At 67.8% G+C, this 22,059-nt stretch carries 14 protein-coding genes; 7 read left to right on the top strand and 7 right to left on the bottom strand.

Annotated features, from left to right (window positions below):
* Window positions 1-51: 51 nt before the first annotated feature.
* The gene (locus tag C8J39_RS10505; RefSeq protein WP_310793815.1) at window positions 52-2,862 is read right to left on the bottom strand and encodes a DUF3857 domain-containing protein; all 2,811 of its coding nucleotides are present in this window, start codon (window positions 2,860-2,862) and stop codon (window positions 52-54) included.
* A 127-nt stretch (window positions 2,863-2,989) separates the two neighbouring features.
* Window positions 2,990-4,765 (bottom strand): bifunctional diguanylate cyclase/phosphodiesterase, encoded by a 1,776-nt coding sequence (locus C8J39_RS10500; RefSeq protein ID WP_120300356.1) that lies wholly within the window; start codon window positions 4,763-4,765, stop codon window positions 2,990-2,992.
* A 163-nt stretch (window positions 4,766-4,928) separates the two neighbouring features.
* Here C8J39_RS10500 and C8J39_RS10495 point away from each other — a divergent pair, with 163 nt between their 5' ends.
* Complete coding sequence (locus C8J39_RS10495) at window positions 4,929-10,685, top strand: alpha-2-macroglobulin (RefSeq protein WP_120300355.1); 5,757 nt, start codon at window positions 4,929-4,931, stop codon at window positions 10,683-10,685.
* Window positions 10,682-12,787 (top strand): penicillin-binding protein 1C, encoded by a 2,106-nt coding sequence (gene pbpC, locus C8J39_RS10490; RefSeq protein WP_120300354.1) that lies wholly within the window; start codon window positions 10,682-10,684, stop codon window positions 12,785-12,787. The genes C8J39_RS10495 and pbpC overlap by 4 nt, the downstream gene beginning before the upstream one ends.
* Here the strand turns inward: pbpC and C8J39_RS10485 are convergent.
* The 5 genes from C8J39_RS10485 to C8J39_RS10465 all read right to left on the bottom strand — a co-directional run bounded on the left by C8J39_RS10485 (window position 12,774) and on the right by C8J39_RS10465 (window position 17,756).
* The gene (locus C8J39_RS10485) at window positions 12,774-13,097 is read right to left on the bottom strand and encodes a GCN5-related N-acetyltransferase (RefSeq protein WP_120300353.1); all 324 of its coding nucleotides are present in this window, start codon (window positions 13,095-13,097) and stop codon (window positions 12,774-12,776) included. The two genes, pbpC and C8J39_RS10485, sit on opposite strands and share 14 nt — an antisense overlap.
* A 57-nt stretch (window positions 13,098-13,154) precedes the next feature.
* Complete coding sequence (locus tag C8J39_RS10480) at window positions 13,155-15,137, bottom strand: beta-N-acetylglucosaminidase domain-containing protein (RefSeq protein WP_120300546.1); 1,983 nt, start codon at window positions 15,135-15,137, stop codon at window positions 13,155-13,157.
* An 81-nt stretch (window positions 15,138-15,218) separates the two neighbouring features.
* Window positions 15,219-16,145, bottom strand: a complete 927-nt coding sequence (locus C8J39_RS10475; RefSeq protein WP_165895180.1) for an endonuclease/exonuclease/phosphatase family protein — start codon at window positions 16,143-16,145, stop codon at window positions 15,219-15,221.
* A 184-nt stretch (window positions 16,146-16,329) separates the two neighbouring features.
* Window positions 16,330-16,836: a DUF2141 domain-containing protein gene (locus C8J39_RS10470; protein ID WP_120300351.1), complete on the bottom strand. Its 507-nt coding sequence runs from the start codon at window positions 16,834-16,836 to the stop codon at window positions 16,330-16,332.
* Window positions 16,833-17,756: a hypothetical protein gene (locus tag C8J39_RS10465; RefSeq protein ID WP_243649893.1), complete on the bottom strand. Its 924-nt coding sequence runs from the start codon at window positions 17,754-17,756 to the stop codon at window positions 16,833-16,835. The genes C8J39_RS10470 and C8J39_RS10465 overlap by 4 nt, the downstream gene beginning before the upstream one ends.
* Before the next feature lie 236 nt (window positions 17,757-17,992).
* Between C8J39_RS10465 and C8J39_RS10460 the strand changes: the two genes are divergently transcribed.
* The 5 genes from C8J39_RS10460 to C8J39_RS10440 all read left to right on the top strand — a co-directional run bounded on the left by C8J39_RS10460 (window position 17,993) and on the right by C8J39_RS10440 (window position 22,010).
* Window positions 17,993-18,799 (top strand): DUF2334 domain-containing protein, encoded by an 807-nt coding sequence (locus tag C8J39_RS10460; protein ID WP_404969334.1) that lies wholly within the window; start codon window positions 17,993-17,995, stop codon window positions 18,797-18,799.
* Window positions 18,786-19,961: a glycosyltransferase gene (locus C8J39_RS10455; RefSeq protein ID WP_120300350.1), complete on the top strand. Its 1,176-nt coding sequence runs from the start codon at window positions 18,786-18,788 to the stop codon at window positions 19,959-19,961. Before C8J39_RS10460 ends, C8J39_RS10455 begins: the two co-directional genes overlap by 14 nt.
* Window positions 19,958-20,224, top strand: a complete 267-nt coding sequence (locus tag C8J39_RS10450) for a hypothetical protein (RefSeq protein WP_120300349.1) — start codon at window positions 19,958-19,960, stop codon at window positions 20,222-20,224. The genes C8J39_RS10455 and C8J39_RS10450 overlap by 4 nt, the downstream gene beginning before the upstream one ends.
* 110 nt (window positions 20,225-20,334) lie before the next feature.
* Window positions 20,335-20,871 (top strand): RNA polymerase sigma factor, encoded by a 537-nt coding sequence (locus C8J39_RS10445; RefSeq protein WP_243649888.1) that lies wholly within the window; start codon window positions 20,335-20,337, stop codon window positions 20,869-20,871.
* Window positions 20,872-21,011: 140 nt separating this feature from the next.
* Window positions 21,012-22,010 (top strand): FecR domain-containing protein, encoded by a 999-nt coding sequence (locus C8J39_RS10440; RefSeq protein ID WP_132833415.1) that lies wholly within the window; start codon window positions 21,012-21,014, stop codon window positions 22,008-22,010.
* Window positions 22,011-22,059 lie beyond the last annotated feature (49 nt).

The raw sequence follows: 22,059 nt of genomic DNA, 5'->3' as shown, positions 1-22,059 counted from the left end.
TCGCCAACAAATAGGCCGAGCGCCCGGTTAAGGGCCACCCGATACCAATGATCAGTCCGCCTTGATGCCGTAGCGCGCATACCGCCTGTCGACGCTGGGTAGAAGCCGCCGTGCAATTGCGAATTCCTTCGTCGCTTCGGGTCGCCGGTTCGATTTCGCCAACACGATTCCGCGCATGAAATGGCTTTCCGCCTGATTGGGTGTCGACGCCAGCACCGCGTCGAGATCGGCCAGCGCCTGCTCGTACTTTCCGAGCCGGTACCGGACCATCGCCCGGCTATCGAGCGGACCACTCGTGTCGGTGCTTAACTCGATCGCCCCGGTACAGTCTTTCAACGCGCTGTCGATCATGACCATGCGCGTTCCCTTGGCCCAGCATCGTGCGTTCATCAGCGACGGCGAACCCGGCTTGTCCGCGATCAGGCTGTCGAACAACACAAGTGCTGCGGTGACGTCGCCATACTCTCCGAGCAGGCCGGCCTTGGCTTCGCGAAACGCGTTGCGCATGCTGCCGCCCAGCGCGATGCGCTGATCGAGCAGCGCAAGCGCTCCGGGCATATCGCCGCCTTCGGCCTTCAGGTCGCTGAGCTGGCCGATCGCCTGTTGCGACGAAGGGTCCAGGGCACGCGCTGCTTCCGCGTCCTTGAGCGCCGCCGCCATGTCGCCCAACTCGTGCGACTCCGTCGAGCGCTGGAGATAGAGGTCGATCGTCGGGGCGATCGCGATCGCGTGCGTCAGGTCGGCGACGGCGCCACGTCGATCGCCCACGCCGCTTCTGAGTGATGCGCGGCTGGTATAGCCGCTGGCTTCGTCGGGATCGTCGGCGATCGACTTCGCGAAGATCGCCTCGATCGCCCTCAGTTGCGTGGCACCGGGCGGGTCGCTGGCGTTGATGTCCCAGCGACGCCGCGTGTCGGCCGAGGCGACGATACGTGGCGCGCGGGCCTTCGCGGTCGTCAGGGCATCGCGCTCCGCCGGAATACGGGCAACCGCGATCTCGCCGCCGACCGTGTCGATCCGCTCGTCGAGCGTGAACATACCGTTCGCCAGGCTGGCGCTGCGAACGATGTCGTACCCGGCGATGTTCGCCTTGAGATCGGGTTCTCCCTCCAGCGCGAAGGCGCGGCCACCGTCGGGAAGGCGCAACCGCAAGCGATAGCGCATGCCGTCGGGCTGGTTGACCAGAACGGGGACGGCTGCCCAGGTCGCCCTGCTGCGGTCGGGATCGAAATTGACCTGATCGATCAGCCTGTCGACCGTGCGCTTGCGGCGACGGTCGTCGGTCGTCCAGATCGTGCTGGTAGCGCCGCGTGCCTTCAGCGTGACCGCACCGGTGATCGGATCGGACGTGATCGACGTATCGACGAATTGCCCCTCGCCCAGGAAGCCCTGCAGGAACTGCCCGACGGCCTGGCGCTGCTCCTTCTCGCCCAACTGGGTCTTGGCCATCGTCAGCATCGCCGCCGGTCGCCCGTGGACGATCGCCGTCGCCTCGAACGCGCTTGGCAGGTCGACGCTGGCGGTTTCGTCCGCCTCGACGATCAGGTCGATCACCGGACGCGCATTCGCGTGCGTAGCGATTCTGAGCAGCACGGCACCGTCGGCGCGGATCGGCAGGACATAGCCGACGTCGGGCGTGTCGTGGATATCCGCAAGCCTCGAACCGGCGCCCGTCCCATCGAGCCACAAGGTCTGCCCGCCGATCGTCGCCTTCACGAAGACGTGGTTGAAAGCCGCCGCGCTCGGCAGCCTCTCGGCCACGAAGTCCCCCGATCCGACGGCGGCGAGGACCGGCTCGGCATCGATGCCCATCGCGCGCAGCATCGACAGCAACAGTACGGTCTTCGCCTTGCAGTCGCCGTAGCGAACCTCCCACGTCCGCGCGGGTTTCTGCGGAACATAGTTCCCGCCGTCCATCCCGACGGCAAGATAGCGGATTTTGTCCTGGACGAGTTCCAGCGCGCGTTCGGCCCTGCCGATCGGCGTTGCATCCGCCTTCATGATCGCGTCGACCTCGACCCTCAGCGGCGAGCCGGGCGCGATTGCGTTAACTTCCGCGCCATATAGCGGTGCGAAGGTCTTCGAGACGTCCGCCCAGTCGGCGAACGTAGCGAATTCGATCATCGGCGGATGCCGGAACCGACTTGGCGCATCCTGCGGCATCTCGACCGGCTTTGGCGCGGGCAGGGCCAAGTCGAGCACGGTGTATTGCCCGTCGCGGATCGGCACGGCCTTGACGCCGTCGGCCTCCAGCTTCCAGCGCGGTGGCGTCGCGGTCGGCCACGATATGCGCGCGCGGGCAAAGGCAACCCGCGCGGGGAGGGCGATCATCGGAACGACGTTCTGCACGCGCCCACCCAGCGCAGCGTCTTTCGATGTCGTCGACGCCCGCAGCCGCAGGATGTCGCCGACCTGAAGACCTTCAACCGCCAGCGTCGCCGTCAGGATACCGGTCAATTCGCGCTGTTCTAGCGCCTGTTCGCGCCGCAGGACGGTGAACTTCTGACCGTTCGCCAGCAGGTCGATCCGCTGGCTCCCGCGCCAGATCGCTAGTTCGTGGACGATGATGTCGCCCTTGTCCGGCGCCCAGGGCAAGGCGAGCGACGTCGCCTGCGCTAGCATCTCCGGCGACGTGATGTGCGACGCGACATCCATGTAGGACCACAGCCGCCCGTCCTCGATCCGTTGTTGCGTATCGAATATCACCAGCGCCGGCGTATCTGTGCTCGTCTTCGCCGCGTCCGGCAGCACGGCCGGAATGACCCAACTGGGCGCGGGCTGATACAAGGGAAGGTCGCCGGCCTGCGCCGCAGACGTCGCCATGCACCCCAGCGACACCGCTGCAACCACTATACTTCGCACAATTCGGCCCCCCGATAGTCCCCGCGATAACGATATCGGCAAATTCGTTCGCAAGCCCAGAGAAATCGGAGAATGCGGGACTTCCTTGCGCGGAGGACCCGAAACGATACCGGGCGCGGCAGCAAGGTCAGCCGCGTTCGGGCTCGGCCTCCATCTCGCGTTCCACAAGCCAGGTCGCGAACCGCGTCGCTTCCATCGGGCGGGCAAACCAGAAGCCCTGCGCCTCCTCGCAACCGAGCTGCGTCAGGATCGCGGCTGCCTCGCCGGTCTCGATCCCCTCGGCCACCACGCGGTAGCCGAGCTTGTGTGCCAGCCCGATCATCGTCTCGACGAGCACGAAGTCGGGCCCGGCCGCTTCGGTGAGGTTGCGCATGAAGGCCTGGTCGATCTTCACGATCCGCGCGGGCAGGCGCTGGAGATAGGCGAGGCTGCTGTGTCCCGTCCCGAAATCGTCGATGGCCAGGCAAATACCCGCTTCCGCCAGTTCGCGCAGCATCGCCAGCGCCTGGTCGGGCTGATCCATAATGGCGCTTTCGGTCAGCTCGATTTCCAGCCGCTCGGGCCGCAGATCGCGCTTGAACAAGGCAAGTTGGATCCGGTCGATCAGATCCGCCTCGCCGAGATTGGCGGCGGAGATGTTGATCGACAGGACCGGCGCGATCCCGGCTAGATTCCAGGCGGCCATCTGATCCATCGCCGCATCGATCACCCACTGCGTCGTCGCGCGCGCCAGCGACGTCTCCTCGATGATCGGGATGAACTCGGCGGGCGATACCTCGCCCAGTCGAGGGTGCCGCCAGCGCAGCAACGCTTCCGCGCCCAAGCACCGTCCCGTCGCGAGCTCGATCCTTGGCTGGTACACCAGTCGCAGCTGGTCGCCAGCCTCGAGTGCGGCGCCGAAATCCTGCAACAGGCCGTATTGGCGGCGGTGGGCGATATCGTTGGCGGGCGAATGCAGCGCGATCGCGCCATCGGCGTTGCGCGCGTCCTGTGCAGCGCTAGCCGCCCCCCTCAGCACGTCGTCGGCCGAAACGCTGCCGATGACGAAAGACCGGACGCCGATCGCTACGTTCGTGACGAAGCGTACCGACGACGTGGCATGCATCGTCTCGAAACTCGACCGGAGCAGCGAAACATAAGCCAGCTCCTCGACACCCGGCGGCGAGATGAACGCGAACTGCGCACTACCAACCTGGTATGCGACCCTACCGGGCCCCAGCGCCACGCGCAGCGCCTGCGACGCCTCCCGGATGAAATCGTCGACGCGAGCGACGCCCAACGCACGCACGATCCGGCTGATCTGATCGTCGCGCGCCATGTCGACCACCACCGCGAACCGGTGCTCGCCCGGATGGTCCCGCTCCAGATCCATGAGGTCGTCGCGGAACTGGTTCCGGGTCGGCATGCCGGTGACCGGATCGATCCGTCCGAAGGCGTGCTGCAGCTCGATCTGCGCCATCACCATCGCCGCCAGATCGACCAGCGCGGCAAGCTCGGCCTCGGTCGCCTTGCGCGGTTCGGTCCCCAATACGCAAAGCGATCCGAGGCCGTAGCCCTCGCTGGTGACCAACGGCGCGCCGGCATAGAAGCGCGTTCCGGCACGGCCAAGCACGCTGTCGGCGTAACAAGCGTCGGCCTGGAAATCCTCGATGACGAGCGGCTGAGTCGACTCGGCGACCTGCGCGCAGGGCGCCTTATCGCGCGGGATGCTGCGATGCTCGACGCCTACGCGCGACTTGAACCATTGCCGGTCGCGATCCGTCAGCGACACCGCAGCCACCGGCAATCCGAAGATCTGGCTGGCCATCCGGGTTATCCGATCGAATCCCTCGCTGGCCGGGGTATCGAGCAACTTCAGCTGGTACAGGGCGTCCAGCCGAGCCTCTTCGTGATGGTCGCGCACACGATTCCTTTCACGTTCCCCTCTATAATCAAAACCTTAATGGTTTAATCCATGACAGACTAGAGAAATGAAACCTAAGTTTATCTAACGCTACTCGGGCGGGGCCCTGTTAAGTCTGGACTAGCGCCGCCCGGCCCCTATTCTGTTGGCGGGGAGAGCGGGCATGCGATTTGCGAGACTGTGGGCGGCGCTAGCGATCGTCGTTGCGCCGGTTGCCGCGTTCGGGGGCGACACGCCACACGTCACGCTTGCCACGCCCAACATCTCGGACGGCGCGATCACGCGCTTTACGGTGCGGTTCAGCGACGCGATCGTCCCGCTCGGTGATCCGCGCGCCGCCTCGCCGCTGAAGGTCGATTGCGCAGTGTCGGGTGAAGGGCGCTGGGTCGATCAGCAGACCTATGTCTGGGACTTCGCGCAAGGCCTGCCCGGCGGAACGCGCTGCACGCTCGCGACGCGCGAAGGGCTCAAGAGCGCGGCGGGCTACGGCGTCGATGCGGAGAGCTTCACCGTCGATGCCGGCGGTCCGATCGCGCGCGCGGTACTGCCCGGCGAGGGTGATATCGAGGAGGACCAGGTGTTCCTGGTCGCCGCGAACATGCTTGCGACCCGTGAATCGATCGCCGCCAACGCCTATTGCGCGGTCGACGGGATCGGCGAGAAGATCGCGGTTGACGTGCTCGCGCCCGACTTGCCGGGCAAGCTGCTCGCCGGGTTGGGCAACAACTACTCGGTCACCAATTTCCTCGAAAGCGCCGGGCTGCCCAAGACGGTCCCCGCCGATACCGCATCGCGCCAGCGCGCGCTGGCCGGCATTACCGCGCTGAAATGCCGCCGCCCTCTGCCGCCCGGCCGCGACATGGCGCTGGTCTGGGGGAGCAACATCGCCAGTGCCGGGGGCAAGCTCGCCGGTGCCGACCAGCGGTTCGACTTCACCGTTCGGAAACCCTTCACCGCGCGGTTCGAATGTTCGCGCGTCAACACCGCGGCGGGATGCAGCCCGGTCGAGAAGGCGTATCTGCGGTTCTCCGCGCCCGTTCCGATGAGCGCTGCGACGCAGGTCCGCCTGACGCTCGCCGACGGCAAGTCGATCGCGCCCGTGTTCAGCCATGAAGAGAAAAACCGAGCGACGATAGAACAGGTCACGTTCGCCGCCCCGTTGCCGGTCGCGACGCGCGGGACGGTGGCGATCCCCGCCGATCTCAAGGACGAGAGCGGCCGTATCCTCGCCAACCGCGAACGCTTCCCGCTTGAGGTGAAGTTCGACGAGGCGCCGCCGCTCGTCAAGTTCGCGGCCGATTTCGGCATCCTCGAGGCGAAACAGGGCGGCGTGCTGCCTGTCACCGTGCGCAACGTCGAGCCGTCGTTGCAAGGCCAGACCGCGGGTATCGGCGGCCAGCGGCTGCGCGTGGGCGGCACCGACGGGGAGATCGCCGCGTGGCTACGGCGCGTCGAGGAGGCTGGCAAGACCGACTACCAGACGATCGAGCGCATGGGTGCCGAGCCGCTCCAGATCAACCATACCAGTGAGAAGCCGCTCCTGTTCGGGAGCGGGGGCGGCGGGGCTAGTGGCGGGGCGGGCGATCCGTTCAAGCTCGACCTGCCGGGCAAGGGCAAGGACTTCGAGGTCGTCGGCCTGCCGCTCGGCAAGCCTGGTTTCTACGTGGTCGAACTCGCCAGCCCGACGCTGGGCCGCGCGCTGCTCGGTCGCGACGTCCCGCGCTATGTCGCGAGCGCCGCGCTGGTCACCGATCTCGCCGTGCATTTCGAATGGGGTCGCGATCGCTCGCTCGCCTGGGTCACGCGTCTGTCGACGGGCAAGCCGGTGGCGAACGCGGTGGTGCAGGTCAGCGACAGCTGCACCGGCAAGCCGCTCGCGCGCGGCGCGACCGACAAAAGCGGCGGGCTGATGGTCGCGCGCGGGCTTCCCGAACCCGAGACCTATGGCAGTTGTAAAGGCGAGGGTTCGCCGCACCCGCTGATGATCTCGGCGCGTACCGACGACGATTTCAGCTTCACGCTGACCGACTGGGGCGAGGGCATCCGGCCGTTCGATTTCGACCTGTCCTATGGCTATTCGGCCGCCACCGACATCATCCACACCGTGTTCGATCGCGCCCTGGTCCGCCAGGGCGAGACGATCCACATGAAGCACATCCTGCGCCGCCCCGATGCGCGCGGCTTCTCGTTGGCGCCGGGCTTTACCGGCACGCTTCGGCTGTCGCATCGCGGCTCCGACACGCAGTTCGAGATGCCCGTGACGATCGGCGCGAACGGCACCGGCGAAACCGTCTGGACCGCCCCCAAAGGCGCGCCGATGGGGGATTACGACCTCGTTTTCGTCGTCGGCGACACCACCACCGAGTCCGAGCAGTCGTTCAAGGTCGACGAATATCGCCTGCCGACGATGCGCGCCAGCGTCACCGGCCCGAAGACCGCACTGATCAAGCCACGCACGGCACAACTCGATCTGTTTGCCGGCTATCTCTCGGGCGGCGGTGCCCCCGGCTTGCCGGTCGACGTCCGCATCGGCTGGTTCGCGCACAGTGCGACGCCTGTCGGCTACGACAAGTTCAGCTTCGGCGGCGAACCGATCAGCGAGGGCGTCAAGCCGCTCGACGGCGCGGGCGAGGATGCGAAGACGCCGTTGCCCCCGACTCAGATGCTGCCCGCGACGCTCGGCAGCGACGGCACGCGCCGGATGACGGTCGACATGCCGCAAACGCTGCCTGGCACGACCGATATGCAGGTCGAGATGGATTACCGCGATGCCAATGGCGAGACGCTGACCGCCTCGAAATCGATCCCGATCTACGCCTCGGGCGTGCAGCTCGGCGTCGCCACCGATGGCTGGATGATGCGCGCGGACGATCTGCGGCTGCGCTTCGTCGCGCTGGATACCGACGGCAAGCCGATCAAGGGACAGAAGCTGTCGGTCGCGCTCTACAGCCGCCAGATCCTGACCGCGCGGCGGCGGCTGATCGGCGGGTTCTACGCCTATGACAACCGGATGCGGACGACCAAGCTGTCGGCCTCGTGCAGCGCCACCACCGACGCGCAGGGCTTCGCGCAGTGCAAGGCGGATCCGGGCGTCTCGGGCGAAATCTACGCGGTCGTCACTACCACCGACGCCGACGGCAACGTCGCGCGTGCGGTGAAGTCGGTGTGGCTCGCGGGGAACGACGACTGGTGGTTCGGCGGCGACAATGGCGACCGGATGGACGTCGTCCCCGAGAAACTCACCTATGCGTCGGGCGAGACCGCGCGGTTCCAGGTACGGATGCCGTTCCGCTCTGCTACCGCGCTGGTCAGCGTCGAGCGCGAGGGCGTGCTGTCGAGCTTCGTGACCGAATTGTCGGGCAAGGATCCGGTGATCGAGGTGCCGATGGACGCGGCCTATGCGCCCGACGTCTATGTCTCTGTGCTGGTCGTGCGCGGTCGTGTCGAGAGCGGGTTCTGGAGCTGGGTCCACCGCATCGCGCGGACGCTCGGGCTGTCGGATACGCCCGAGGACGCAGCCGAGCCGACCGCGCTGGTCGATCTCGCCAAGCCCGCCTACCGCCTCGGCATCGCCAAGGTGAAGGTCGGTTGGGAAGGGCATACGCTCGCCGTTGCGGTCAAGGCGGACCGCGAACGCTATGCGCCGCGAGGGACTGCCAACGTCGCGATCCAGGTCCGGAAGCCCGATGGCAGCCCCGCGCGCGAGGCCGATGTCGCGTTCGCCGCGGTCGACCAAGCGTTGCTGCAACTCGCGCCCAACGACAGCTGGAACATCCTAGACGCGATGATGGGCGATCGCCCTCTATCGGTGCTGACCGCGACCGCGCAGATGCAGGTCGTCGGCAAGCGGCATTATGGCCGCAAGGCGCTTGAAGCGGGTGGCGGCGGTGGCGGCGGCGACCTGTCGGGGCTCAACCGCGAGAATTTCCAGCCGGTATTGCTTTGGAAGGGTCATGTCCCGCTCGATGCGCAAGGACGTGCGCGCGTTTCCGTGCCGCTGTCCGACGCGCTGTCGTCGTTCAAGCTCGTCGCGATCGCGACCGACGGCGCGCAGGCGTTCGGTACCGGCAGCACCGACATCCGTACCGCGCAGGATCTGTCGCTCTATGCCGGGATGCCGCCGCTGGTCCGTTCGGGCGATTTCTACGGTGCGCGCTTTACGCTGCGGAACGGATCGGACCGCGCGATGACGGTCACGGCGAACGTCGACGTCTTTCCACGGATTGCACAAGGCAAGCCGCTGACGGTCACCATTCCCGCCGGTGGGGCGGCACCGGTGGCGTGGAACCTCACTGCGCCTGCGGGCGTCGATACGCTGCGCTGGACGGTGCGTGCCAGCAGCAACGACGGCCGTGCGACCGATCAGGTCACGGTGACGCAGGACGTCATCCCGGCGGTGCCGACCGAGATCTGGGCGGCGACGCTCGCGCAGGTCGGCGAGACTACGCTGATCCCGATCGCGCCGCCGATGGGGGCGCTGCCGGGTCGTGGCAGCGTCGACATCCGCCTTGCCGATACGCTGGCGCCGTCGCTTGCCGGGGTCCGTGACTATATGAGCCGCTATCCGTTCAACTGTTTCGAACAGCGGCTGTCGCGGATCGTCGTGCTTGGCGACATGGCGGGCTGGGCGGCGCTGGCGGGCGAGATTCCGACCTATCAGGCGCCCGATGGGCTGCTCCGGTATTTCCCCGGCGACAGCCTGCAGGGGTCGGAGGCGCTGACCGCCTATGTCCTGTCGATGACGGGCGCGGCGAACCTGCCACTGCCGCCGGTCCAGCGCGCGCGGATGATCGAGGCGATGAAGGCGGTGCTCGACGGGCGCTTGCGGCATGAGGATTACGGCGATGTCCGCCTGACCAAGGTCGCGGCGCTAGCGGCCTTGGCGCGGCAGGGCGAAGCAACGGCAGCGATGCTCGGCCAGATCGGCATGACGCCCGCCGAGATGCCGACCGCGAGCCTCGCCGACTATATCACCGCTCTTACCGCGATCCCCGGCGCGTCGACCGAAGCCAAGGCGCAGGCCGAGGCGGTGTTGCGCACGCGGTTGGTGTTCGAGGGCACGCGGCTCGATCTGTCGGACTCGGCCAACGCGTCGTGGTGGCTGATGTCGTCGGCGGACGAGGCGGCGAACAAGGCCACCGCGGCGGTGCTCGGACGGCCGGGTTGGCAGGACGATGCACCGCGGCTGATGGTCGGCACGGCGCTGCGCCAGTCGCGCGGGCATTGGGATACGACCACCGCCAACGCCTGGGGTGCGATCGCTGCGCGGCGTTTCGCGCAAGTGTATCCGGCGCAGGCGGTCACGGGCACGACGATCCTGTCGTATGCGGGGCGTAGCGTCGCGCGCGGCTGGCCGCTGGCGGAACCGGCGCGGACGGTGTCGTTCCCGCTGGCCGCCGCCGGGCCGCTGCGGTTGGCGCAAGGCGGCGGGGCGGGGCCGTGGGCGACCGTGTCGATCTCGGCGGCGGTGCCGCTGCGGCAACCGCTGTTCGCGGGCTATCGCCTGACGCGGAAAGTCGACGTCGTGCAGGCGCGTACGGCAGACCGGCTGACGACGGGCGATGTGCTCCGCGTGACGCTGTCGGTCGAGGCGACCGCCGAGCGCAACTGGGTCGCGATCAGCGATCCGGTGCCCGCCGGCGCGACCGTTATCGGCGATCTTGGTGGTCAGTCGCAATTGCTCCAGCAAGGCGGCGGGGCAGATGGTGAGGGCGGCGGGCCGAGCTATGTCGAACGCGGACGCGATACGTGGCGCGCCTATTTCGCGTGGCTGCCCAAGGGGACCACCACCGTTTCGTACACGCTGCGACTCAACGGTGCCGGCCGGTTCCAGATGCCGCCTAGCCGGGTCGAGGCGATGTATTCGCCCGCAATTCGCGCCGCGGTGCCGAACCAGACGATGGTCGTCGCGGATCGATGAGGCAGCGCGCGGCGCTTGCCGGACTGCTGGTGCTGATCCTCGCCGCGGTGGGGTTCGACTGGGTGACGTTCCCGCCGGCCCTGCCGGGCTATGCGCAGGTTCGCGCTGCATGGAAGCCGTCGGAGGCGTGGCTGTACGATCGCCACGGCGTGCTGATCGACAGCGCGCGCGTCAATTTCGCGGCGCGGCGGCTGGCATGGGTACCGCTCGACCAGATCGCACCGGTCGTGCCCGCCACCGTCGTTGCGGCGGAGGACGCCCGCTTCCGCAGCCACGGCGGCGTCGACTGGCTGGCGATCCTCGGGTCGGTTGGCGCGCGCGCGAAGGGCGAGCGGGGCAGGGGTGCCAGCACGCTCTCGATGCAGGTCGCCGCGTTCCTGTTGCCGACGCTGGCGATGCCCGGCGCACGCGGTTGGCGCGACAAGCTCCGTCAGATGCGCGCGGCACGATCGCTGGAGATGACGTGGAGCAAGGACCAGATCCTCGAGGCGTACCTGAACCTCGCGCCGTTCCGCGGCGAGGCGCAGGGGATCGGTGCGGCGGCGCTGTCGCTGTTCGGCAAGACCCCCGCGGCGATGGCGCGCGACGATGCGCTGCTGCTGACCGCACTGCTACCCGATCCGCAGGCCGCCGCACCGCGCATCGCCGCGCGGGCCTGCCGATTGGGGGGCGCGGGCGACTGTACGCGGTTCGCGAGCGAGGCCGCGTCGATGCTTGGCCCGGTGCGGACGCTCGCGCTAGATCCGGGGCTCGCGCCGCATCTCGCCGATCGCCTGCTGACCAAGCCCGGCCTGCGGATTACGACCACGCTCGATGCCGCGCTCCAGCGCACCGTTGCCGCCGCGCTGCGTCGCCAGCTGCTCGGGCTTGGCGGATCGCGCGCGCGCGACGGTGCCGCGGTGGTGATCGACAATGCGAGCGGCGACGTCCTCGCCTATGTCGGCGGGATCGGCGGCGCCTCGACCGCGCCGGCGGTCGATGCCGCGAACGCCTATCGCCAGGCCGGGTCGACGCTGAAACCGTTCCTCTACGCGCAGGCGATCGAGCGAGGCTACCTGACCCCGGCGTCGGTGCTGGACGACTCCCCGGTGCAGCTCGATACTGCGTCGGGGCTCTACGTACCGCAGAATTACGATCGCGGGTTCAAGGGGCGCGTGTCGGTGCGTAGCGCGCTGGCGGGGTCGCTCAACGTGCCCGCAGTACGCACGCTGCTCCTGGTCGGGGTCGAACCGTTTCGCGATCGGCTATGGGATACGGGCTATCGTGGCCTGGTCGAGGACGGCGATTATTACGGCTTCAGCCTCGCGCTCGGATCGGCGGAGGTGACGTTGCTCGAACAGGCCGACGCATACCGGTCGCTTGCGAATGGCGGCCGCTGGTCCCCGCTAAGGCTCACCGCCGACGCGCCCCACTTTGCCGCTCGTCCGGTCACGACCCCTGCCGCCGCGTGGATCGTCGCCGACATGATGGCCGACCCCAACGCCCGCGCCGCCACCTTCGGCCTCGATTCGGCACTGCGCCTGCCGTTCTGGACCGCGGTGAAGACGGGCACCTCGAAGGGCATGCGCGACAATTGGTGCGTCGGGTTCTCACGCCGCTACACCGTCGCCGTCTGGGTCGGGAACGTCGAGGGCGATCCGATGCGTGCGGTCTCGGGCACCAGCGGCGCGGCGCCGGTGTGGCGCGACGTCATGCTCGCGCTCGGACGCGACGACCATCAAGGACCGCCGATGCCGGCTGGTGTCGAGCGTCGCCGGATCGCGTTCGCCGACGCGATCGAGCAGCCCCGCATCGAGTATTTCCTTCGCGGCACCGGCCAGTCGCTGATCGCCGCCGCCCCCGCCACTGCGCGCCGCGCCCGGATCGTCAACCCCGCCTCGGGTAGCGTCTACGCGATCGACCCGGACATCCCCGCCGACCGCCAGCGCCTCGCGATCGAGACCATTGGCGACGTCCGCGCGCATCATGTGTTCCTCGACAACCGCGACCTCGGCCCCGCCGCCCAGCAACTGCTGTTCTTCGCGCCTCCGGGCCGCCATCGATTGCGGCTCGTCGACGTAGCCGGTCGCGCCACGGACCAGGTGATCGTCACGATCCGCTAAGCGGAACCGTCCGTTTTCTCCGCCAGGCAAGCGAACGGCGGTTCAGGACGGCAAGGTCCACCTCATCGGCGAGCGCAGCTTCGGCCAGCGCGATGGCCCGGTCCAGCAGCGCGCGGTCGGCGTGCGCATAGGCGGGGCGGCCCGGTATGCGGTCATACCACCCGCCGTCGCACGCAGTGTCGAGGAAGATGCGCTGGAAGCAATGATCCGCCACGACCGGCCAGCGGCGTGTACGCGCCACCGCCGGCAAGCTCTCGCGGGTGAGTTTCAGCCATCGAGCTTCGGCGGCAGAACGGTCTTCGGACTCCATCCGGTCGGAACGATCGAAACCCGAGAAGGTCGCGCCGTCCTCTACCGGATCGATCGGTCACCGCTCGACGGCGGGGGAGGCTTTTCCGGTGCGGTCGACCGCGATCAGCGTCGGCGCGTCGGCAACGAACGTGTCGAGCACGCCGTCCGCGATCTTGATCGGTCCATCGAACCGCGTTGCGCCTGGGATGCTCTGGATCGCCGCTGCTTCGGCGGCCAGTCGCTTGGCATCCGCGAAATACCGCCCCGCGGAGCTGCTGCCGTGATCGGCCGCGTCGAGGCCGGCGGCGGTCAACTGGAGCGCACGCCCCCAGCGCTGCATCGCGTCCAGCCACGGCCGCGACTGCGCCGCGAAACCGGGGTCGATGGTCCCGGACCGGATGATGTCGGGCGCATTCGTGATCTCGTCGGCACGCGTAGTCAGGTCCGCGATCGCTTCACGCCGCGCCGTCTCATCGCCGCCGGCTAGCGCCTCCCGCACGCCGTCCAGTGCCGCCTTCAATCGCGGCGCCTGCTCCTGCCAGGGCTGGCTGCCGAAGGTCGGTGCCATGTGCTGCGTATCGAAGAACGTCAGCAGCGCGGCGGTGGCGCGCTCGTCGCCGCCCGCCAGTTCCCGCGCGGAGAAATGCCACGTCCGTTGCGCATCATACGCCTTGTCGTTCCAGCCGAACGCGGCGACGCCGGTCACCGCCGGGCGGCTGGGGGCCTCCTGGTTCATCGGGTTCGACAGGATGCCAGTCAGCTCGCCCGACAGCCCTGCCTCGCGCCGCGTATAGGGCGCCATCAGCAGCCGGCCGGTGGTCTGCGCATAGTCGTTGACCGGATAATTGTCCCACAGCAGCGTCTTGCGACCGAACGCCTTGGTCGCTGCCTTGGCGTCGGGGATCGAGATCGCCGGCGGCACGACGTCGGTACCGGTCCACTGCACGACGATCCGCGGATCGAGATGCTTGCGCAGAGCCGCCTTGTACGGGGTTTCCTTCGCGTCGTAATATTCGGTCGGCACCATGATTAGCGCACGCGCCGACGGGTCCTTGGCCGCGAGGTTCGCCTGCACCGCATTTAGCAATTGCGACTGCGCGATGCCCGCTGCCTCTGCGCCCGACGGACCGAACGCCGTCTTGTCCTTCTCGCAATTCCACTTGGTGTATTCGATGTCATCGAGCGCGACATAGAAACTGCCGACGCCGATCGATCGCATAGAGTCGAACTTGCGCTCCAGCGCCTGCACGTCCGCAGGGTCGGAGAAGCAGACCGAAGGCCCTGGCGAGACCGCGTAGACGAAGTCGACATGGTTCCGCCGCGCGGTCGTCGCGAGCGTCCCCAGCGCCTTCAGCGTCGCGGCGGGATACGCTTCCCGCCAGCGATCGCGCGCATACGGATCGTCCTTCGGGCTGTAGACATAGGTGTTCGCCTTGACCGTGGCGAGGAAGTCGAGATGCCTGGTGCGGTCCGCCATCGACCACGGCGCGCCGTAGAATCCCTCGATCGTGCCGCGGATCGGCATCGCCGGATGATCTTGGATCACCATGGCCGGGATCGCCGACCGCCGGGCAAGCTGGCGAAACGTCTGGGCGGCGTGGAACAGGCCGTCCGCATCGTGACCGGCCAGCGTGACGACGCCGCCCGATGCCGAAGCAAGGCTCGCGATCGTATAGCCCTCTGCATGGCTGTCGGCCACCGCGCGGCTGCGGGCGAGCGCATCGCGGACGATCGGTGCGGCGGCGGTCCCGAGCACGACATACGTCCCGTCGATGACCGAGGACAGGCGCCGGGCGGTGGTGATCGTCTCGACGCCCGATGCCGTGAGGATGCTGCGCACGAGCGCGATCGTGTCGGCATCGACGCCGGGTGCCGCGATCAGCGATACCGAACGCCGGAGCGCGATCGTCCCCGACCCGAGCTCGATCGAGGTCGGCGTCGGGAACAGCGCGGGCATCGTCACCGGACCAGCCGAAGCTGACCCCGATGCCAGACCCGCCAGGCTCGCGGCAACCATCAGCGAGGGCACGAGGCCGAACTTGCCAATCTGTCGCGTCATGCTCGTCTCCGGTATCATAATGGTATTATGAGCCCGGGGATACGGTAGCTGCGGGACGACCGCAACCCGTTCGGAAACCCCTCAGCGGCTAGCGAGCATCGTGGCCATCTTCGGCCGGACGGCGAGCCCGTCGAGCTTGTAGCTGACCATCACGCCGATGTGGTCGGACAGCATGGTCTTGTCGCCACTAAGGCCGAACGGCGCACTCAAGGCGACCGGTTTCACCGACAACGCATCCGACGCCCGGTACATCAGCCAGTCCTTCGCGCGACCGGTCGAGGTCGCGACGTCGGCGGCTTGCGTCACCAGGCATGTCGGGGTCGACCGGCACCGCTGCTCGCCGCCCGTCAGCGGCATCGAGCCTCCGAACATGTGCTGCGCGAAATACGCGCGGCGCGCGATGTCCTGCCCGACGTTGAAGTCGCCCGCGACCAGCAGCGTCTCATGCGGCCGTTCCATTGATCCGATGAAGGCGCTCAAAAGGTCGATCTGGCGCTTATACGCGTAGAGCGCACGGGGCTCGGACACACCGGTGGCGCCGTTCGAGTTCAGATGCGTGTCGATCACCGTGACGGGTCCGGCCAGTCCGGGCACCGCGATCATCGCCGCCATCGCGCCCTTGTTGGCGAGGCAGTCATAGCCGGCGCAGACGGGATAGCTGATCCGCCGCACCGCGAGGATCGGATAGTCCGAGAAGATCGCGAGTCCGCTGTCGACATGCTTGCCGACCTGTTCGCCGCGGAGCATGCTGCCGGCCGATACGAAGCTGCGGTCGGTCGGCGTCTCGGTCGTAGCGGCGGCGTCGGCGGACGCGCCGAACGCGATGTAGCGATAGCCCGCGGCGGCACCGATCGCCTTCGCGTCGGGCACGAACGCCTCCTGCAACGCGACGATCCTCGGCTGGTGCCCGGCGGCGCGCATCGCCTTGAGCTGTGCCGCGATCGCCGACAGCGACGCCGTGCGATCCTCCGCGATCGGCCAAGGCAAGCCGTGCACATTGTAGGTCATGACCGATACCGTCGACTCCGCCCCGCTTGCGGTTGCGGGCGACGCGGCCGCTGCAAGCAGGGCGAGGGAAGCGGCAAACCGACCGAGACGACGCGAAACCATTGGCGATCCAATTCCTGTATGTGCGTGGGTGACGCCACGGTCCGGTCGGAACCGCACCTGCCCAGGCTTATTTATGCGGGCATCAGCGCTTCAGCGGCGCGAACGAGAACAGCCCGCTTCGGTAGTTCATCACTACTGTCGTCGGCGTGATTCCGGCATGCGCGACGACCCGCGCCGCCGCCGCGCTCGGTTTGGAATGGCCGAGCCGCGGGTTGCCCGCAAAACCGATCCCGTCGTGGAGCAGGCTGAACCCGTGCCCGCCGCTACGGGCATGGACGACGCTGAGCGCATACGCACCCTCGCCCGGAACGCGCAGGCACAGCCGTGCCGGACCTGAGGCCGGAACCGGGATCACCGCGCGGCGGAACGTCTTTTCCTGCGCCACCAGCACATTGTCGTCGGCCAGGAACTCGCCCTCGACCGCGGGATAGACCTCGGCGCGCAGATTGCCCGCGCGGTCCTTCAGTCCCTCGACCGTGACGACGATCGCAGGGCCGGTCTCGTGCGGCCGGCACTGCGCCGCCGCGGTCCCCAGCGCAGGGGTCGACGCGATCTGCGTTGCGGCGAGGGCCAAGAGCGCGACGATCATTGATTATGCTCCGGATTGAGAAGTTCGACCGCGGTCAGCGCCGCTCCGAGAAGGAGGTGCGTGACGAGCCACAGCGCCGCTATCATCGTCAGCATCGCGGCGACGTTGGAGGCCTGCCCTACGGTGAATGCGACGAGGCCGGCAAAGACGATGTCCTTGTTCGGCAACAACGGCAGGCGCGAGACGAGCAGCCGCAACGTCGCCAGCACCAGCCACCAGGCGAGCGGTGCCGCGGGCAGCGCGACCGCCCAGAGCGCGGCGGCGAAGACCGTTGTCGCGACGATCCGCAACAGGTGGATGACCGCGATCCGGCCGAGCTCATCGCGCGGCAGCGTGAAGAGCCGCTTGCGCATGACGAGCGCGACGACCGACGGCAACGCGATGCTCGCGGCCGATACGATCATCACCTTGGCATCGGTGCCGAGGTTCAGCGCGACCAGCGACTGCCAGCTGACCGCGGCGAGCACCAGCGTACAGACATTGGCGACCACCGCGGACAAGATCGACACGTCCTTGATCGCGCCGAACGGGGTGCCGACCAGTGACGCGTGCCGCCGAGCCCAGGCATAGAAGTACAGTTCGCCCGAATAGCCCGCGATAATCTCGTTGCTGATCCGCTTGCGCAACAGCGCGAGGAAGCCGCGCGGCGGCAGGGTCCACAGGCGGCGATAGATCATCCACTCGCTTGCCGGCAGCGCGAGATAGCCGGCGGCGAACAGCAGCCAGAACAGCGGCGAGCGCGGCACCATCGCGATCACACCGCGGACATCGAGATAGCGCAGCTGCCACAATGCCGCGATCAGGATTGCCGCGGACAACAGAGGCGTCAGGCCGCGCGCGACGATTCCCTTGCGGACGTCGATCGTTTTCAGCGGGAGCTTGGGGGCGGGCAGGGCCGCCTGGTTGAGGGCGTTGCTCATGCCGCTCTGCGCCGTACGGCGACCGGGACGGCAATCTGATTTCCATGACGCAGCGATGCCGCGACGGCGGGGGAGCCGGGATGTGTCATGGGTTCTGGACGTCACCGCATCGCAGCAACCGCAGCTCGGAAAATTCGCCACAAAAAATAATCTTGGCGGACTGCGGTTCTGATCGCGCGGTGCCGTCTCCGGGGCATGTGTGTACCCAAGCTGCCCGGACCTGCATCGTGATCGCCTTGGCAAAGGCCGTGCGCCCGCCGACACCGGACCGGCGCCTCATCGTGTCGATCCACGACGTCTCGCCGGCATTCGCCGATCCCATCGAGCGGCTCGCCGAGATGATCGGCGCGATCCTGGGCGGGCCGCGGTTCGCGATGCTGGTCGTCCCCGATCACTGGGGCGCGGCGCCGCTCGACCGGACGCCGGCGTTCGCGCGCCGGTTGCGCGAATGGGCCGATGCGGGCGTCGAGATGTTCCTCCACGGCTGGTTCCACCGCGACACCAGCGCGCACAGCGGCACGGCCGCGTCGATGAAGGCGCGCTACATGACCGCGGGCGAGGGCGAGTTTCTCGGGCTCAGCGCGGACGAGGCCGAATACCGGATGCGCGCGGGACGCAAGATGGTCGAACAGGCGATCGGCGGACCCGTCGCGGGCTTCATCGCGCCGGCGTGGCTCTACGGTCCAGGCGCGATATCGGCGCTGAAGGCGTGCGATTTCGCGCTCGCGGAGGACCATTTCCGGGTCTGGCGCCCGGTGAACGACGCGGTCGTCGCGCGTGGTCCGGTCGTCACCTGGGCAAGCCGATCCCCCGCGCGCACCGCCAGCTCGCTCGCGGTCGCCGCCGCCGCGCGCACGCTCCCGGACTGGCTGCCGACGCTGCGGGTGGCCGTGCATCCGGGCGACGTCACGAAGGAGTCGCTGATGACGAGTATCGATCGGACCATCCGGTGTCTGGCGGGCCGCCGCACGGTTGCCCGCTACGCCGATCTGTTGCCGGGCGCAGCTATGTCGGAAGGGGAGGGCCGTCATGAAGATCGTTGATGTCTGCGCCTTCTACACGCCCAGCGGCGGCGGGGTCCGGACCTATGTCGACCGCAAGCTCGTCGCCTTTGCCGAGCGTGGCCACGAGATGGTGGTCGTCGCACCGGGCGAACGCGACGGCGAGGAACGTCGCGGGCCGAACGCGCGCATTCGCTGGGTGCGCTCGCCGCGGTTTCCCCTCGACCGATCCTACCGCTATTTCTCCGACCGATCGGCGTTGCACCGCGTGCTCGACGAGGAAGATCCTGACTTGGTCGAAGTCTCTTCGCCCTGGCGTAGCGCGTCGATGGTCGCGGACTGGAAGAGCGAACGCGGTGCAAGGGCCCGCCTCGCGCTGATCGCGCACGCGGACCCGCTGGCGGCCTATGCCTATCGCTGGTTCGGCGGCGTCGCCACGACGCAGACGATCGACCGCGCGTTCGACTGGTATTGGCGCCACTTACGCCGCCTCGACCAGCGCTTCGACATGATCGTCAGCGCAAGCGACAGCCTCAGCAACCGGTTGCGCGAGGGTGGCCTGAAAAAGGTGCTGACCGACCCGATGGGCGTCGAGCCCGGACAGTTCTCGCCGACGCTGCGCGACTTGACCGTACGTCGCGAGATGCTGGAGCTATGCGGCCTCCCCGAAGACGCGATGTTGCTGATCGGCGTCGGCCGCCACGCACCGGAAAAGCGCTGGCCTATGGTGGCGCAGGCCGCGACAATCGCCGGCGCGCAGGTGCCGGTAGGTCTGGTCATCGTCGGTGGCGGATCACGCCAGCGTCCCGTGATCGAGGCGATCGACGGCAATCCGCACGTCCGCCTGCTCGAACCGACCACCGACCGCGCGGCGCTTGCGCGGATGATGGCGAGCGCAGATGCCTTGATCCACGGCTGCGAGGCGGAAACCTTCTGCTTCGTCGCGGTCGAGGCGATCGCCTCGGGCCTACCACTGATCGCACCCGATCGCGGCGGCGCTGCCGACCTTGCGCGAAAATCCGGTGGCGTCCTGTATCGGTCCAGTGACGCGGTGGCGGCGTCGGAGGCGATCCTTTCGGTTGCACGCAACTGTCGTACGCCACGCGCGGTAGCCCCGGTCCGCACGATGGACGATCATTTCGACGCGCTGCTCGCGCTGTACGCGAACGACAATCTGGTGAGGAGAGAAGGATCTTGTCCATGACCGCGACCCATTTCGCCCTGCAACAGATACACGTTCCGGATCACGACCCAGCTTGGGAAGTCGAGCCGCCCGAGGCTGCGGTGCCGCTCTGCGATTTTCGCGGCGACGGACGCCTGATCGATGCGTTCGTCCACCCGCGCTCCGCCTGGAGCTGTCCGCTGTTCTACCTTGCCATTCCGGCGTATGCGGTCCTCGCCTTTGCTGCCGCGGCGATCCGCCTGTGCGACCGTGTCGGGATTGTACCGAACCACTCAGCGCGCTGACCTGACGCCGACGGTCTTATTTTTCAGGGCGACATCCCGAACGGGCAGGAGCAAGACGCTCTTCCAGCGACGATGAGCCTCGGAGGAATGCCGTAGACGACCCCGATACAGTGCAGCCCTCGGGTACGTCCCAAGGCCTGTCCGCCGTACTCGCTGCCAACCGTGGCCGGCTCGTCCGGTTCTTCACGGCGCGCACGGGCAGCGTCGCGGAGGCCGAGGACGTCGTGCAGGAAATCTGGCTCCACACGGCGCAGCCGTCGCTGGGACAGGCAACGGGACCGATCGCCAATCCGCTAGCGTATCTGCACCGCGTCGGCATGAACATCGTGCTCGACCGTGTCCGTGCGAATGGCCGTCGTCAGCGCCGAGACATTGGCTATGTCGACGCGACGACGTCGATCGTCGGTGTGGAGGCGGTCGACGATGCGCCCTCCGCATTCGACGCGGTCGCCAGCCGCGAGCGGTTCGATCGGCTGGCAGCCGCGCTGTCCGGCCCCCCCGAGGGAGCGATGCGCGTATTCCGCCGCCATCGTGTCGACGGCGTGTCCCACGCCGACATCGCCGCCGAACTCGGCATTTCGCGTAGTGCTGTCGAAAAACACATCGCCGTCGCTCTCCGACATTTGAGAAAGGCGTTGGATGAATGATTTAGGGGAAGGGCTGCGGTTCGATCCGCGCCGCGGCGTCTATCAAGCGGTCCGATATTCATCGGGAGAGGTTTGCAGCATTGGCGCGGGTCGCGTCGATCCTGACACAGGCGGGGGGCATCCGCCGGAAAGGGGGACGCATGACTGACACGCACGCTGCGACGGATAGCGCGGTCGAAGACGCTGCGACGTGGCATTCGCGTCTCGACGCGCCGGATATGGACTGGGACCGGTTCGGCGAGTGGCTGGCGGCCGACCCGGTCCATCGCGCGGCCTATGGTTCGATCGCGAGTCTCGATGCGGAGTTCGTCGCTGCCGCACCGGCGATCGCCGCATGCCTGCCGGCGAATGACGACAATGCGGACATTGCCGACCAAGACATCATACCCCGTGCAGTAGCGCGCGGTCGCCGGTGGCAGTGGGCGGCGCTCGGTTCCAGTGGAGCGCTTGCCGCGGGGCTGGCGTTTATGCTGGTCGCGCCGTCGGGCGACGATGCGGCACAGGCCTATGAAACGGGTCGCACCGAAACCCGGTCGGTGACGCTTGCCGATGGCAGTCGCATGCAGATTGATCGCGGCTCTCGCGTGTCAGTCAGTGGCGGCGGCAGTCCGGTGATCGAGATCGCACAAGGCGCGGCGAACTTTGCCGTCCGGCACGATCCTTCGCGCGTTCTGATGGTTCGCGCGGGCGGTTACGAAGTACGCGATCTGGGCACGACGTTCGATGTCGTCAGTGCGCGTGGACGGGTCGCCGTCACCGTCGCCGAGGGTATAGTGAGCGTCACGCCCGTCGGTGGCACGCCATCCGACGCAACGACGCTGCATGCGGGCCAGACCTTGGATATTACTCCGGCCAAACAGACTGCCGAACGGCGGAAGGTCGATCCTGCGCGCGTGTCCGACTGGACCGACGGCCGCCTCGACTATGACGGCGCACCATTGCCACTGGTTGCGGCGGATATCGCGCGGTATGCGGACAGCCCGTTGACCGTTGACGCATCGGCGGCGAACCTGCGCTTTTCCGGGGTATTGACGATTGGTGACGGATCGCGGCTCGTCGATCAGCTACAGGCAGTGTTGCCGATACGCGTTCGTCGGGTTGCTGGCGTCGTGCATCTGGGTGCCGCCGGCGGACGCTGAACGGGCTCCACCGGCCAGGCGTTCGATTACGATCCCTGCGGGACCATTA

This window comes from Sphingomonas sp. PP-CC-1A-547 (genome assembly GCF_003610375.1).
In the GTDB taxonomy this organism is placed as follows: domain Bacteria; phylum Pseudomonadota; class Alphaproteobacteria; order Sphingomonadales; family Sphingomonadaceae; genus Sphingomonas.
The sequence above is the reverse complement of the archived record's forward strand: the minus strand, read 5'-3'. Positions and strand labels throughout refer to the sequence as shown.

Coding starts and splice junctions, on each gene's coding strand:
- C8J39_RS10440 (WP_132833415.1), top strand. CDS start 21,012: ATGACTGACACGCACGCTGCGACGGATAGCGCGGTCGAAGACGCTGCG.
- C8J39_RS10485 (WP_120300353.1), bottom strand. CDS start 13,097: ATGGAGTCCGAAGACCGTTCTGCCGCCGAAGCTCGATGGCTGAAACTC.
- C8J39_RS10465 (WP_243649893.1), bottom strand. CDS start 17,756: ATGAGCAACGCCCTCAACCAGGCGGCCCTGCCCGCCCCCAAGCTCCCG.
- C8J39_RS10455 (WP_120300350.1), top strand. CDS start 18,786: ATGAAGATCGTTGATGTCTGCGCCTTCTACACGCCCAGCGGCGGCGGG.
- C8J39_RS10475 (WP_165895180.1), bottom strand. CDS start 16,145: ATGACCTACAATGTGCACGGCTTGCCTTGGCCGATCGCGGAGGATCGC.
- C8J39_RS10470 (WP_120300351.1), bottom strand. CDS start 16,836: ATGATCGTCGCGCTCTTGGCCCTCGCCGCAACGCAGATCGCGTCGACC.
- pbpC (WP_120300354.1), top strand. CDS start 10,682: ATGAGGCAGCGCGCGGCGCTTGCCGGACTGCTGGTGCTGATCCTCGCC.
- C8J39_RS10495 (WP_120300355.1), top strand. CDS start 4,929: ATGCGATTTGCGAGACTGTGGGCGGCGCTAGCGATCGTCGTTGCGCCG.
- C8J39_RS10480 (WP_120300546.1), bottom strand. CDS start 15,137: ATGACGCGACAGATTGGCAAGTTCGGCCTCGTGCCCTCGCTGATGGTT.
- C8J39_RS10450 (WP_120300349.1), top strand. CDS start 19,958: ATGACCGCGACCCATTTCGCCCTGCAACAGATACACGTTCCGGATCAC.